This window comes from Allokutzneria multivorans (assembly GCF_039537405.1).
Classification (GTDB): domain Bacteria; phylum Actinomycetota; class Actinomycetes; order Mycobacteriales; family Pseudonocardiaceae; genus Allokutzneria; species Allokutzneria multivorans.
Genome location: NZ_BAABAL010000019.1, coordinates 210,145 through 222,771 on the forward strand (window position 1 = coordinate 210,145; position 12,627 = coordinate 222,771).

The 12,627-nt window shown below is 69.8% G+C and carries 16 protein-coding genes; 3 read left to right on the forward strand and 13 right to left on the reverse strand.

Annotation, left to right across the window (positions count from 1 at the left end; genetic code table 11):
• Nucleotides 1-6: 6 nt before the first annotated feature.
• The 10 genes from ABD798_RS28845 to ABD798_RS28890 all read right to left on the reverse strand — a co-directional run bounded on the left by ABD798_RS28845 (nt 7) and on the right by ABD798_RS28890 (nt 7,745).
• On the reverse strand, nt 7-339 hold the full coding sequence (locus tag ABD798_RS28845) for a hypothetical protein (RefSeq protein WP_344881531.1): 333 nt from the start codon (nt 337-339) through the stop codon (nt 7-9).
• 45 nt (nt 340-384) lie between these two features.
• Nucleotides 385-660 (reverse strand): hypothetical protein, encoded by a 276-nt coding sequence (locus ABD798_RS28850; protein ID WP_344881533.1) that lies wholly within the window; start codon nt 658-660, stop codon nt 385-387.
• A gap of 95 nt (nt 661-755) precedes the next feature.
• Nucleotides 756-1,058, reverse strand: a complete 303-nt coding sequence (locus tag ABD798_RS28855; protein ID WP_344881536.1) for a hypothetical protein — start codon at nt 1,056-1,058, stop codon at nt 756-758.
• A gap of 45 nt (nt 1,059-1,103) precedes the next feature.
• Complete coding sequence (locus ABD798_RS28860) at nt 1,104-1,406, reverse strand: hypothetical protein (RefSeq protein ID WP_344881539.1); 303 nt, start codon at nt 1,404-1,406, stop codon at nt 1,104-1,106.
• Nucleotides 1,407-1,431: 25 nt separating this feature from the next.
• Nucleotides 1,432-2,616 carry an aminotransferase class V-fold PLP-dependent enzyme gene (locus tag ABD798_RS28865; RefSeq protein WP_344881542.1) on the reverse strand — a complete coding sequence of 395 codons (1,185 nt, stop codon included), beginning with the start codon at nt 2,614-2,616 and terminating at the stop codon, nt 1,432-1,434.
• Between the two features lie 18 nt (nt 2,617-2,634).
• A complete protein-coding gene (locus ABD798_RS28870; RefSeq protein ID WP_344881545.1) occupies nt 2,635-3,279 on the reverse strand; it encodes an ABC transporter ATP-binding protein in 645 nt (214 codons plus the stop codon).
• On the reverse strand, nt 3,261-4,160 hold the full coding sequence (locus ABD798_RS28875; protein WP_344881548.1) for an ABC transporter ATP-binding protein: 900 nt from the start codon (nt 4,158-4,160) through the stop codon (nt 3,261-3,263). The genes ABD798_RS28870 and ABD798_RS28875 overlap by 19 nt, the downstream gene beginning before the upstream one ends.
• Entirely contained in the window at nt 4,157-4,993 is an 837-nt protein-coding gene (locus tag ABD798_RS28880) for an ABC transporter permease (protein WP_344881551.1), read from the reverse strand. Before ABD798_RS28880 ends, ABD798_RS28875 begins: the two co-directional genes overlap by 4 nt.
• Nucleotides 4,994-5,166: 173 nt before the next feature.
• On the reverse strand, nt 5,167-6,150 hold the full coding sequence (locus ABD798_RS28885; RefSeq protein ID WP_344881554.1) for an ABC transporter permease: 984 nt from the start codon (nt 6,148-6,150) through the stop codon (nt 5,167-5,169).
• Entirely contained in the window at nt 6,147-7,745 is a 1,599-nt protein-coding gene (locus ABD798_RS28890) for an ABC transporter substrate-binding protein (RefSeq protein ID WP_344881557.1), read from the reverse strand. The genes ABD798_RS28885 and ABD798_RS28890 overlap by 4 nt, the downstream gene beginning before the upstream one ends.
• Before the next feature lie 52 nt (nt 7,746-7,797).
• Here ABD798_RS28890 and ABD798_RS28895 point away from each other — a divergent pair, with 52 nt between their 5' ends.
• The gene (locus tag ABD798_RS28895) at nt 7,798-8,010 is read left to right on the forward strand and encodes a helix-turn-helix domain-containing protein (protein ID WP_344881560.1); all 213 of its coding nucleotides are present in this window, start codon (nt 7,798-7,800) and stop codon (nt 8,008-8,010) included.
• Nucleotides 8,011-8,037: 27 nt separating this feature from the next.
• On the opposite strand, the gene ABD798_RS28900 is transcribed toward ABD798_RS28895, so the two are convergent.
• Nucleotides 8,038-8,712 (reverse strand): DUF2848 domain-containing protein, encoded by a 675-nt coding sequence (locus tag ABD798_RS28900; RefSeq protein WP_344881563.1) that lies wholly within the window; start codon nt 8,710-8,712, stop codon nt 8,038-8,040.
• 54 nt (nt 8,713-8,766) lie between these two features.
• Between ABD798_RS28900 and ABD798_RS28905 the strand changes: the two genes are divergently transcribed.
• Complete coding sequence (locus ABD798_RS28905) at nt 8,767-10,074, forward strand: MFS transporter (protein WP_344881566.1); 1,308 nt, start codon at nt 8,767-8,769, stop codon at nt 10,072-10,074.
• Between the two features lie 173 nt (nt 10,075-10,247).
• Here ABD798_RS28905 and ABD798_RS28910 read toward each other — a convergent pair whose 3' ends face one another.
• Nucleotides 10,248-10,865 (reverse strand): GntR family transcriptional regulator, encoded by a 618-nt coding sequence (locus tag ABD798_RS28910; RefSeq protein ID WP_344881570.1) that lies wholly within the window; start codon nt 10,863-10,865, stop codon nt 10,248-10,250.
• Nucleotides 10,866-10,915: 50 nt separating this feature from the next.
• Between ABD798_RS28910 and ABD798_RS28915 the strand changes: the two genes are divergently transcribed.
• Nucleotides 10,916-11,704, forward strand: coding sequence for a carbon-nitrogen hydrolase family protein (locus ABD798_RS28915; RefSeq protein WP_344881573.1), 789 nt, complete (start codon nt 10,916-10,918; stop codon nt 11,702-11,704).
• Between the two features lie 18 nt (nt 11,705-11,722).
• Here ABD798_RS28915 and ABD798_RS28920 read toward each other — a convergent pair whose 3' ends face one another.
• Complete coding sequence (locus tag ABD798_RS28920; protein ID WP_344881576.1) at nt 11,723-12,610, reverse strand: ATP-grasp domain-containing protein; 888 nt, start codon at nt 12,608-12,610, stop codon at nt 11,723-11,725.
• Nucleotides 12,611-12,627 lie beyond the last annotated feature (17 nt).

Below are 12,627 nucleotides of genomic sequence, written 5' to 3' on the forward strand. Positions count from 1 at the left end.
ATCACCTCAGGCGCTCTTGACGAACAACTGGCTCAGGCTGTTTCCTTCCATGTTCGTGATGAATGAGCCCGGCCCGTAGGTTTGGGGCGGCGTGATCGGGCTGCCATCCGGCCGGGTTCCCTGGAAGTGCAGGGTGGCCTTGAAGCCCCCACCGACGTGGATCAACATCGACCTCTGGTTCGCGATGTCGTGGAAGCCGAGGCCGTAGCAGCGCGACCAGGTTCCGGAGGTCCACTTCAGCTGTGCGCCGTGGCACGTCGTGGCCTGAGCAGCGGTGGGAACGACCACCGAAGCGGCCAGAGTGAGGGCTCCCACGAGAAGAGTCTTCTGTAATCGCATTCCACGACTATGCGCGATCAATCCCAAAAGCCCTTCGGCTTTCAGTCAGCGCTTCACGACCTCGATGCGGCTGATCTCCACGGCTTCCGGGTACGACCTGCCCGGCCCGTAGGGCCTCGACGGCGCGTGGTTGAAGTGGAGGACGGCGTTGTCACGGTCGCCGATGTCGATCACCGTCGCCGACTCGTTGTCGAGGTGGTAGGTGCCACTACCGAGGCAAACGGCCGCCTGCGCGCTGCTGGGTACCGAGACCGAGGTGAGCAGAGCGAGGGCAGCAGCGAGAAGAATGTTCGTGGAACGCGTGCGGCGACCATGGCTCACATCGCCTCGGAACGACCTGCTGATTCAGTCAGAACTTCACGACGACGACCTTCGTCGGAGAGCCGCCTCCCGTGAGAGGAGGCGGCCTTCCAGTGTCAGACCTTCACGATCTCGAGACGGGTGACTTCCTCGTTGTCCAAGGACTCCCGGCCCGGCCCGTAGACCCTCGACGGCACGAGGTTGAAGTGAACAACGGCCTTGAAACCCGGGGTGGGGTCGATCCAGTTCCCCGGCCAGTTGTCGATGTGGTGAGTGCCGGCGAAGTAGCAGATCGTGTTGGGCGAGAAGCTCCAGCGCAGTTTCGCGCCTTGGCAGTCGGCCGCCTGGGCACCGGTGGACACCGAGATCGAGGCGAGGAGGGCGAGGGCACCCGTGACCAGAATGTTTGTGGAACGCATGCCAGGACTATGCGCGAATCGCCTCGGAAACACCTTCGGATTCAGTCAGAACTTCACGACCACGATCTGGGTCGCGGCGTTGGTGTCCGTGATGTGCGTACCGGGGAAGTAGGTCTTCGGCGCGGCTGCCCGGGTGTGCAGGGTGGCCTGGTAGCCCTCGGCGACCTCGATCGACGTCGTCCGCTGGTTGTCGACGCCGTGGGAGCCGGGCCCGTAGCAGGCGGACATGCTGCCCGAAGTCAGTTTCAGCCGAGCGCCGTTGCACGTGGTGGCCTGGGCGGCGGTGGGCGCCGACACCGAGACGAGCAGGGCGAAGGCACCTGCGAGAAGGATGTTCCTGGAACGCATGCCGTGATTTTCAGGTAGGTGGCACCTACTCGCAAATCAGCTCGGAAACAGCCTCCAGAAAAGATGAGATCTGCTCAGGAGAGACGAAGTAGTGCGGTGATGCGCGCACGAACTCCGTGAGCCCCCGCAGGGTCATGTCGAGCAGCGCGCCGTGCGCCCCGCTCGCCGAAACGGTGATCCTCTTGGCCTGCAAAGCGGCCTTCACGTCCATGGCGCCGATGCCGTCGACGGTGAAGCTCACGATGCCGCTGCGCACGCTTCCAATGTCGTGCACCTGGACGCGCGGGATGACCGCCAGACCTTCGCGGAGGGCGTCGGCCCGAGCCCGCACAGCGCGCTCGATGGTGTCGATCCCGATCTCGTCGGCGTAGCGCAGCGCGGCGATCAACCCCAGCCGGTCGGCCACGGAGAACTCCCACAGCTCGTGCACGCGCGCGTCCGGCCGAAGCGCGACGCCGTCCGGGATGCTCCACGTGGCGCCGTGCTGGTCGATCTGCGTCGGACTGAGCTGAAGCCCTTGGCGCACAACGAGAATCCCGGTCCCACGCGGGCCGCGAAGCCACTTGCGTCCGGTCGCGGAGATCAGATCGGCGCCGGTCTCATCGGCCCGCACACGCATCTGCCCGGCCGACTGGCACGCGTCGAGCAGTACGAGAGCGCCCGCGTCGTGCGCGGCGTCCACGGCCTCGCGCACGGGGTTCACCAGGCCGCTGTTGGTCGGCGCGTGCACGAGCGACACGAGCTTCACCCGCTCGTCGAGCAGCTCGCGGAGCGCGGCCACGTCCAGGGTCCCGGTCGAGTCCGACGGCACGACGTCGACATTCGCTCCGACCTGCCGCGCCCGGTGGTAGATCGCCACGGCGTTGCTGCCGTACTCCGCCTCGGTGATCAGCACGCGGTCGCCCTCCGCGAGCGGGACCGCCATGAAGGCGTTGAGCCAGGACCGGGTGGCGCTCTCGGTGAACGCGATCTCGTCGGGCTCGCAGCCGAAGAAGTTCGCCGCGAGGGCGTAGCCCTTCTCCAGGTCGTCAGCGCGTTCGGCGGCGGCGCGGTAACCGCCCACCTCGGACTCGCGGCGCAGGTGGCTGATGGTGTCGCGGAGCACGGGCTCGGGCGGGAGGGACGACCCCGCGCTGTCGAGGAAGACGCGCTCGTGGGCACCCGGCGTGTCGGTGCGAACGGCGTCGAGGTCGATCCCGTCGTCGTACATGGCCCTCACCGTAGGAGATCAGGCCCAGCGCTGTACACGATCAGCCCACACCCCGAGAAGCGCCTCGTCGTGGCTGATCGCCAGCACGCCCGTGCCCGCCGCGCCGACCTCCTCCTGCACGACGCCGACCAGCGCGGCCGTGGTGGAGGCGTCCAGCATCGCCGTCATCTCGTCGCACACCAGGTAGCGCGGTCTCAGCGCGAGCGCCCGCGCCAGGCACGCGCGTTGCAGCTGCCCGTCGCTGACCTCGTGCGGACGACGGCCGAGCAGGTCCCCGGTCAGCCCCACGCGCTCGGCCAGCTCTCCGATCTGCGCGGGGAAACCGTTGGCCGCCAAGGGTTCCACGATGATCTCGCGCAGGGTGAACCTGGGGTCGACCGACAACCTCGGCTGCTGGAACACCACGCCGATCGCGGTCCGCTCGGCGCGTGGAGCGGCGTGCCGGAACCGCCGCACCACCTCGCCGTCGAGCTCGACCCGTCCGGCCCACGGCTCGTGCAGCAGCGTCAGCACCTTGGCCAGCGTCGACTTCCCGCAGCCGCTGGGCCCGGCGAGCCCGAGCACGGCGCCGCGCTCGACCTGGATGTCCACATTGGACAGAACCGGCACGCCCTTGCGGTATCCGGCGACCAGGCCGGTCCCGCTCAGCACGGGCGCCTGCACGCGACGAGCCGATCTCCGTGCCGCGCGAGCGAAGGATCATCGGTGCACGTGTCGGAGACCGGGCAGCGGGGCCGGAAGGCGCAGCCGTCGGGCAGGTGCGTCAGCTCCGGCGGATGCCCCGGGATCGGCCGGAAACCGCCCTCCGGCAAGGCCCCCAGCAAGCCGCTCGTGTACGGGTGCAACGGGTCGGCGAACACCTCCGCCGCCGCGCCCAGCTCCACGAGCCTACTCGCGTACATCACCGCGAGGTCGGTCGCGGACCTCCGCGCCGCCGCGAGGTCGTGCGTGATCAGCAAGACCGCCCTGCCCTCCTCCGCGAGCCCGGCGAGCAGGTCCATCGTCCGGTCCACCAACGGCCGGTCGAGCCCGCTGGTCGGCTCGTCGGCGAGGATGATCGGCGGATCACCGGCCAGCGCCATCGCGATCGCGACGCGCTGGGCCATGCCCCCGGACAACTCGTGCGGATACCTGTCCAGGAGCTCCGGTTCGAGCCCGACTCGCACGGCCAACTCGTCCACGTCCTGCTCCGGCTTGAGCGCGCGCACGGCCTCTTTCAGCTGGCTGCGCGCGGTGCGGACCGGCGTGAGGTGCGTGACCGCCGATTGCGGGACCAAGCCGACCATTCGGCCGCGCACCCTGGTGGCCAACGTCTTCTCGTCGGCCGCAAGCACGTCCAGCCCGTTCAGCCGCGCGCTGCCGCGAACTTCGGCGTTGCCCGGCAACAACCCCAGCAACGCCGACGCGAGCACCGACTTCCCGCACCCGCTCTCCCCCACCAACGCCAGCAGCCGCCCCGGCTTCAGCTCGAACGACGCGTCCGTGACGGCGCGAACTTCGGCTCCACGCACCAGGAATCGGACCGACAGACCTTCGACGATCACAGCGCCAGCTCCGATCTCCGCCGTGGCACAAGGCGATCGCGCCACACCGAGGCCATCCCCGACACCGCCAGCGTCGTCGCGATGAGCACGAGCGACGGGAACGCCACCACCCACCACGCTCCGTTCAGCACCGCCGCTCGTGACTCCGCGAGGATGTTGCCGATGCTGGCCATGTGCGGGGGCAGGCCCAGTCCCAGGAAGCTCAGCGCCGTCTCGTGCCACACCGCGTGCGGCAACAACAACACCGCCGACATCGCCGCTTGGGGCACCACCGCGGGCACGAGATGCCTGTGCAGCACACGCCACCTCGAAGCTCCGCCGGAGATCGCCGCGTCGATGAAAGGCCGCTCTCGCAAGGAAAGCACTTCCGCGCGCACGATCCGCGCGACCGTCGTCCAGTGCGTCAACGCGATCGAAGCGACCACGGCGGTCAGATTTCCCCTGTACAGAGCCACGATCACGATGCCGAGCAGCAGGTGCGGCACGGAGTTCAGCGTGTCCACGAACCGCATCGCGAGCCGATCCGGCCATCCCCCAAGGGCTCCCGACAAGCCGCCGATGAGCACTCCGAGCACCGTGGAGATCACCGCGCACAGCACCGCCACCAACAACGACACGCGCAGCCCCGCGAAGGCCCGCAGCAACAGATCGCGCCCACCCGCGTCCGTCCCGAACGGATGCTCCAACGACGGCGCCAGCCGCACCGACTCGTAGTGGATCAGGCTCTCGTCCAACCCGCCCGCCCACGGCAGCACCACCGCCCCCAACACCAGCACCGCAAGCGTGCCCGCGCCCCACACCAACCTCGACGCGCCCGCCCGCGCCCGCCCCACGCGCCTCCACCGGCCACTCACCACGTGGTCACTCACCACATCCACCCGCCAACGGCCCCTTTGACGAGTTGAACGCACCAAACGACCCGTTCAGGGCTTCTAACGCACTGAACGACCCGTTCAGTGCGTTCAGCGCACCAAATGAGGCGTTCGCGATGGCGCTACGACGACGCTCAGCCATCGACGCCCACCCTCGGGTCGAGCACGGCGGCGGCCACGTCGGCGAGGAGTGAGCCGATGAGCACGGCAGCCGTGGCGAGCAACGAAAGCACCACCAGCAGAGGGAAATCGACGGCGAGCGCGGCGCGGACCACGGCGCTCGCCACGCCGGGCCACGAGAAGACCTCTTCGACGAGGACCGCACCGGTCACCAGCTCCGGCACTCGCGCTCCGATCAGGGTCACGAACGGCAGCAACGCCGTCGGCAGCGCGTGCCGAAGCACCACGACGTGTTCAGCGAGTCCACGCGCACGGGCTCCGGTCACGTGGTCCTCCGCCAAGGACGTCAACAACGACTGCCGCACGTGCAGCACCAACCAAGGCGTCTGCGACACCGCCAACACCAAGGCGGGCAAGGCCAGGTGCGACGTGACTTGACCGAACGTGGCCTCGGCACCCGCATCGGTCAGCCCCGCGACCGGGAACCACCCCAGCGACAACGAGAACACCGCGATCGCGACGAGCGCGAGCACGAACGGCGGAATCCCTTCCAGGGCATGGCCGAGCGCCGTGACGCAGCGGTCGAGCCACCCGCCCTGACGCCACGCCGCGAGCACTCCGAGCACCAGAGCGATCAGCACCGCCAGCACGAGCCCGACGATCACCAACAGCAGTGTCCACGGCAGGCGCTCGCTGACGACCTCCGCGACGGGCTGCCGGAACGACCGGCTCACGCCGAGGTCACCGGACAGCAGACCTCCCGCCCACCGTCCGAATTGGACTACCAGGGAGTCGTTGAGCCCCAACGCTTCCCGAGCTTGGGCGATCTCCGAAGCCGAGGCGTTGAAGATCTGCACGCCGTAGTACTGGTGGATCGGGTCGAAGGGTGACGCGGCGCCGAGCAGGAAGACTCCGACGGCGACCGCGCACAGCACCGGGATAGAGAAGACCAACCGCCGCAACGCCAACGCGGCGATGTCGCGCGCGCGAGAACTCACCCCTTGGGGACCCAGCTCTGCACGTTCCACCACGGACCCCAGGTCAGGCCGTGCGTGTGCGGGTCGACGACCTCCTGATAGCCGGTCCAGCCGTCGCGCACGACGTAGGTGTGGTCGAGGAAGACGAGGAACACCATGGCCGGATCAGCGGCGTAGGCGCGCTGGAACTGGCGGTAGTACGCGACGCGCTGGGCCGGATCGGTCTCCTTGCGCCCGGCGTCCAGTGCCGCGTCGACCTGGGCGTTGCGGTAGGAGCCGGGGTTGTTGAAACCGTTGGCGGCAAAGGAGGAGTGCAGCAGCGGGTAGGACTTCAGGTCAGGGTCGAACGGGTTGCCGCCGCCGAGCACCAACGCGTCCGCGCCCATCCTCGGCTCGATGGCCTCCCAGCCGAGCCCCTCCAGCTTGACCTCGACGCCGACGGCCTTCGCGTCCGAGGCGAAGGCCTGCGCGAGGTCCTTGCGCACCGAGTCGCCCGCCGGGTACATCAGCGAGAAGCTCGCGCGCTGCGGCCCGCGCGCCCGCACGCCGTCGGCGCCGAGCACCCAGCCGGCCTGCTCCAACAGGCGCGCGGCTTCTTCCTTGTCGTAGCGGAACTGCGCGGTGGGCTCGACGAACTCGGGAAGCGCCTGCGGGATCGGCGTGGACGCGGGCTGCCCCTTGCCGCCTAGCAGCGCCTGGATCATGCCGCCGCGGTTCATCGCGTAGTTCAGCGCGAGCCGCATCGCGCGGTCCCCGGTCACCGGGTTGTTCATCGGCATGACCACGGTGCGGTAGTCGGCGCTGGAGTGCTTGATGACCTGCGCGCCCTTGACGTCGGTCATGCCGTTGGCGGCCAAGGGAGGCAGCGCGGTCCCGTCGAATTCACCGGCGCGCATCCGCTGCGCGCGCGTGTTGTCGTCGATCGCGAAGACCACGGTCAGCTTGCGAACCTTGGGCGCACCAAGGAAATAGTCGTCATTGGCCTCCATCACCATGCGGTCGCCCCTGCGCCACTCGGTGAGCTTGTACGGGCCCGTACCGACCGGCTTGGCGTTTAACGGCGAGCGTTCGAGCGGTCCCGGCTGCGCCACCGACTCGCTCGGGACGATGCCCAGCACCATGCGGTGGACGAAAGGCGCGTAGGGGTAGGCCAACGTGAAGCGCACGGTCGTCGGCCCGTCCGAGTCGACCGCCGTGACCATGGAGTAGTTGGAGCGCACCGTTGAAGCGAACGCCGGGTCGAGCACCGCGCGATAGGTGGCGACGACGTCCTCGGAGCCGAATGTGGTGCCGTCGTGGAACTTCACGCCCGGCCGGAGCTTCACCGTCCAGGTCGTGCCGTCCGGTGAGGGCTGCGGTACCTCGGCCGCGAGCGCGGCGCGCACACTGCGGTCCGCGCGGTGCTCCACCAGTCCGTCGAAGAGCTTGGAGGCGCCCTCCTCGCCGAAGCCGAGCAGCGGGTTGAGCGTCTCGGGCTCGTAGCCGTCGGCCAGCACCATGGCGGTGCGGTCCTGGCCGGTCTGCCGATCGGGGGCTGAGGGTGTCGTGCACGCGGAGACCGCTGCCACGACGATCAGGACGGAGCCGGCGAGCCGCCGACGGCGAGTGAGGAGCACCCGACGACCCTAGGAACTCCTGCCAGTGGCTTGCAACAGCTACCGTGTGCGCATGACGACCGAAGCAGAGGCCCTCTTGCCGTACGAGGTCGGCGACTTCGCGAAACTCGTCCGCGAGGTCCGCGAGCGCAAGGGCTGGAGCTACACCCAGCTCGCCGAGGCCGCGAACATGCCGCTCGAAGCGGTGATCGACTTCGAGGCCGCCCGCATCCGCCCCTCCCTGGCCGTCACCACCATGCGCCACCTCATCGACGCCATGGACTGACCCGCCCGCAGGCGAACTGTCCCGGCCTCAGCCGACCGGCTCGGGAAGCCGCGAGGTGGTGTAGGCCAACGTCAGCGGGCTCGCGGGGGACGCGGGGTCGGACAACGCCACGCGCCACGAGCCCGCGAACTGGTTCACGCCGGGGCGCATGGGGATCGTGCCGGAGAGCAGGACCGTCCCGGCCTCCAACAACCCTCGTTCGCGCAGGTCCGTGAGCCAGTAGGACGGCGGCAGCAGCTCGGCGAGCGTGCCGTGCTGGATCACCTCGTCGTCGGCCCACGCCGTCAGCACCAGCGAGTCCAGGCGCTGCTCCACCTCGGACAACCGCCACGCCCGCGTGCCGAGCACGTCCGGCGCGGCCTGCTTGCTCCACGCGACCCCGTGCACTTCGAGGTCGCGATCGGTGTGGTCGCACGCCACCGTCAGCAGCACGTCGTCCTCCGTCACCACCAACGCCCACTCCGCCTCTCCCGAGGTCTTGCCGTGCTGCACGGGCACGGTCGTGGCCTGCTGCGCCAGGTACGGCGCGACGGGGTACAGGCACGGCGTGACCGAGGGGGCGGGCACGCCGAGCTCGGCCAGCTCGGCCACGTGGGCGGCCACATCCTCCTGGCTCCGGCCCGCGTAGCCGCCGTTGAGCAGGTGTTTCACCGCCACGGGAACGCGGGAGCCGTCGGGGAGTTCGAACACCAGCTCGGTCACGGCCGATCCTCCTCCACTTGCGCATACGTGTTGTATACAGTCAGTATCACACGCATGGCCCCGCAACCAAGCCGCTCAGCACTGGCGCGAGCCTTCGCAGCCAGCCTCTCCGGTACCGCCTTGGAGTGGTACGACTTCGCGATCTACTCCTCGGCCGCCGCGCTGGTCTTCGGGCACCTGTTCTTCCCGAGCGGCGACTCGCTGACCGAGACGCTGATCGCCTTCTCCACCTACGCGGTCGGCTACGTCTCGCGCCCGCTCGGCGGGATCGTCTTCGGCAGGCTGGGCGATGTGATCGGCCGCAAGCGGGTCCTGGTGATCACGTTGCTGCTGACCGGGATCGCCACGTTCCTGATCGGCGTGCTGCCGACGCACGAGCAGATCGGCACCAGCGCCGGGGTCCTGCTGGTGCTGCTGCGCTTCGCCCAGGGCGTCGGGCTCGGCGGCGAGTGGGGCGGCGCGGTCCTGCTCTCCAGCGAGTTCGGCGACCCGGAGCGCCGCGGCTTCTGGGCCTCCGCCGCCCAGGTCGGCCCACCGGCGGGAACCCTGCTGGCCAACGGGGTTCTCGCCGTGCTGACCGGATCGCTGAGCCGCGAGCAGTTCCTGAGCTGGGGTTGGCGCGTGGCCTTCCTGCTCTCCGCGGTGCTCGTGCTCTTCGGCTTGTGGATCAGGGTGAAGCTGGAGGAGACGCCGGTCTTCAAGGCCATCGCCGAGCACGGGGACCGCCCGGTCGCCCCCGTTCGCGAGGTCTTCACGACGCAGACCCGGCCGCTGATCGCCGCGATCCTGTGCCGCGTCTGCCCGGACGTGCTCTACGCGTTGTTCGCGGTGTTCACGCTGACCTACACCACCCAGGTGCTCGGGCTGCCGCAGAGCTGGGCGCTCACCGCGATCATGATCGGCTCGGCCGCGCAGCTCGTGCTGATCCCGCTCGCCGGAGCGCTCTCCGACGTGTGGGGCCGCCGCAGGACCTACGCGGTGGCGACGCTCTGCGCGGTCGCGTGGCCGTTCGTGTTCTTCCCGCTCGCCGAGCAGCGGTCGCTGTTCCTGTTGGTGCTGGGCGTGATCGGCGGCCTGGCGATCCACTCGTTCCTCTACGGCCCGCAGGCGGCGTTCATCTCCGAGCAGTTCGCGCCGCGCCTGCGCTACACCGGCAGTTCCCTGGCCTACACGCTCGCGGGCGTCATCGGCGGAGCCGTCGCGCCCCTGCTCTTCACCTGGCTCTTCGCCACCTTCACCAGCTGGCTGGCCGTAGCCGCCTACCTGGCCCTCACCGGCGCCGTCACCCTCATCGGCGTCTTCCTCGGCCGAGACTCCGACGACGCCGAAGCCGAGGACCGCGCCCTCACCCCCGCCACCTGACCGTGCCCCCTGGGGAGTTGGGGTGTCTTCAAGACCAGCGAACCCACCTCTCGGTCGTCTTCAACCGCCCCCTACCTCGACGTGGGCCGAGGGTTTGCCGACGTTGAAGACCGTGGGGACGGGGGTTTGGGGGTCTTGAAGACTGGTGAACCGGTCGGCGCGCAGGATGCGGGTCACGAGGTGAGGAGGACCTGGCGGGTGGTTTCGAGGTGGTGGGTGATGGCGGCGGAGGCGGCCTCGACGTCCCCGGCCTCCAGGGCGGCGACGATCGCTTCGTGCTCGGCGAGCACCGCCTCCTGCCTGCCGGGCGCACGCACGAGGGCGGCCACGCCGCAGCGGATCTGCCGCGCGCGCAGGCCCTCGTACATGCGGCCCATCAGCTGGTTCCCGGTCGCCGCGACCAGGGCGGAGTGGAACTCGTGATCCAGCTCGATGAACTCGCCCTCCGAAGAGGAAACCAAGAGCCGTTGCCGCGCAAGGGTTTCGCGCATCCGGCCAACAGCGGAAGAGCCGACGGCGCAGCTCGCGGCGTGCCGCTCGATGAGCCCGCGCAGCTCCATCAGCTCGGCGATCTCCCGCCCGGAGACCGGCGCGATGTAGGCGCCCTTCTTCGGCACCAGGCGGACGAGGTCCTCGGCGGCGAGCATCAGCAGCGCCTCGCGGATGGGCGTGCGGGAGACTCCGATGCGGTCGGCGACGTCCTGTTCGCTGATGAAGCTGCCCTGCTGAGCGGGATCGCTGAGCACCGTGTTCCGCAGGAACTCGTACGCGCGGTCCCGCCCCGACTTCATCGCCCGTCCCGTTGCATACAGTGAGCATACAAGCGAGCAAGGAGAAGCCCGTGCGCATCGCCCTCTGCCAGATCGTGTCCGGACCTGACCCGGCCGCCAACCTCGACCTCGTGCGCAAGGGCGTGCGCGAGGCCGAGGGCGCGGACCTGGTCGTGTTCCCCGAGGCGACGATGGCCTGCTTCGGCGGCCCCAAGCTCGCCGAGATCGCGGAGCCGCTGGACGGCCCGTGGGCGAGCGCGGTCCGCGAGATCGCCGCCGAAGCCGGGGTGACGGTGCTCGCGGGCATGTTCACGCCGGAGCCGGACGGGCGCGTGCGCAACACGTTGCTGATCACCGGGCCGCACGGGCACCACGGCTACGACAAGATCCACCTCTTCGACGCCTTCGGTTTCCAGGAGTCAGCGACCGTCGCGCCCGGCACGGACGCGGTCACCTTCGACGTCGCCGGAACCACGGTCGGAGCGGCGGTCTGCTACGACGTGCGCTTTCCCGAGCTGTTCCGCGCGTTGGCCGATCGCGGCGCCAAGGTGACCGTCGTGACCGCGTCGTGGGGTGCGGGGCCGGGCAAGCGCGAGCAGTGGGAGCTGCTGGTCCGCGCACGTGCGCTGGACACGACGTCCTGGGTGGTCGCGGTCGGCCAGGCGGACCCGGCCAGCGTCGGCGTCCCCGCGCGCGGCGCCGCGCCGACCGGCATCGGCTTCAGCCTCGTCGCCGATCCCTTCGGCCGGGTGCACACGACGCTTGACGCTCAGCCCGAAACGCGAGTCGTCGCCATCGACCCCGAGGACGTCGAACCCGCCCGCGCGGCCATTCCGGTGCTGGTCAACCGCAGGCTCTAACCACACGAACCGAAGAACTCAGGCGGCCGTGAAGCGAAACGCCTCCAGCGTCACGGTGGCCCGAGCGCGCTGCGGGGCGCGCGAGGCGATGCAGTTCTTGTTCCGGGAGCGGTCCTCGGCGGGCGCGAGCGGCACGACGACGTCGAGCAACATCGGGTTGGTCGGCAGGTCGAACAGCTCGATGTGGAAGGCGCCGTCCGGCAGCGCGAGCCCGGCGACCACGTCAGCGGCGGCCTCGGTGAGCCGGTCGAGCGCGATCTCGTCGGTCACGGTGACCCGGCCGGCGCCGGGGCCGACGTAGTAGAACAGCCGCGCCGCGGCGATCCTGCCGTCCACCGCAATGCCCTCGACGTGGCACACCGGCGCCACGACCCACTCCTCGAAGAGCATGTCGACACCCGGGTCGAGGTCGGCGAGGTCGTAGGAGGAGGTCAGCCTGCGCGCGGGCGCGGCACCGCGCTGGACCGGCTTGGCGAACACCGCGGTGCGGAAGTCCCAGTCCTCCAGCTCGGCGCGGTCGAGCAGCTGCACGGTCCGCAGCCCGGCCGCGACGGCGCGCTGGTGGGTCTGGCGGAGGTCGCTCGACACGAACGCGTCGGCCTGCGCGGCGGGCAGTCCCAGGCTGGCGCGCAGCAGCGCCGCCAGCGGGATGCTGCGGCCGTCGAGCGGAACGACGCGGTCCGGAACTCCCCAGCGCAGCTTCATGTCGGCGAGCGCGTCGGCGAGCAGCGTCTCCTCACCGGAGCAGGTGATCAGCCAGGCGTCGTCGCCGAGCCGCTCGCACGCCCAGTCGTGCTCGCGCACGCCGCTGGAGAGCAGCAGGACGCGCGGCTGCGACGGGGCGGTCTCGGTGGAGACCGGCCCGATGGAGACTGAGGAGTCCGAGGAGTCCGAGGAGGTGGTCACCGAGTTACCTCCGAGAG

What these genes read in the sequence shown, in the direction of transcription:
- ABD798_RS28865 (WP_344881542.1), bottom strand. Translation starts at nt 2,616, where the DNA reads ATGTACGACGACGGGATCGACCTCGACGCCGTTCGCACCGACACGCCG.
- ABD798_RS28845 (WP_344881531.1), bottom strand. Translation starts at nt 339, where the DNA reads ATGCGATTACAGAAGACTCTTCTCGTGGGAGCCCTCACTCTGGCCGCT.
- ABD798_RS28860 (WP_344881539.1), bottom strand. Translation starts at nt 1,406, where the DNA reads ATGCGTTCCAGGAACATCCTTCTCGCAGGTGCCTTCGCCCTGCTCGTC.
- ABD798_RS28855 (WP_344881536.1), bottom strand. Translation starts at nt 1,058, where the DNA reads ATGCGTTCCACAAACATTCTGGTCACGGGTGCCCTCGCCCTCCTCGCC.
- ABD798_RS28895 (WP_344881560.1), top strand. Translation starts at nt 7,798, where the DNA reads ATGACGACCGAAGCAGAGGCCCTCTTGCCGTACGAGGTCGGCGACTTC.
- ABD798_RS28910 (WP_344881570.1), bottom strand. Translation starts at nt 10,865, where the DNA reads ATGAAGTCGGGGCGGGACCGCGCGTACGAGTTCCTGCGGAACACGGTG.
- ABD798_RS28905 (WP_344881566.1), top strand. Translation starts at nt 8,767, where the DNA reads ATGGCCCCGCAACCAAGCCGCTCAGCACTGGCGCGAGCCTTCGCAGCC.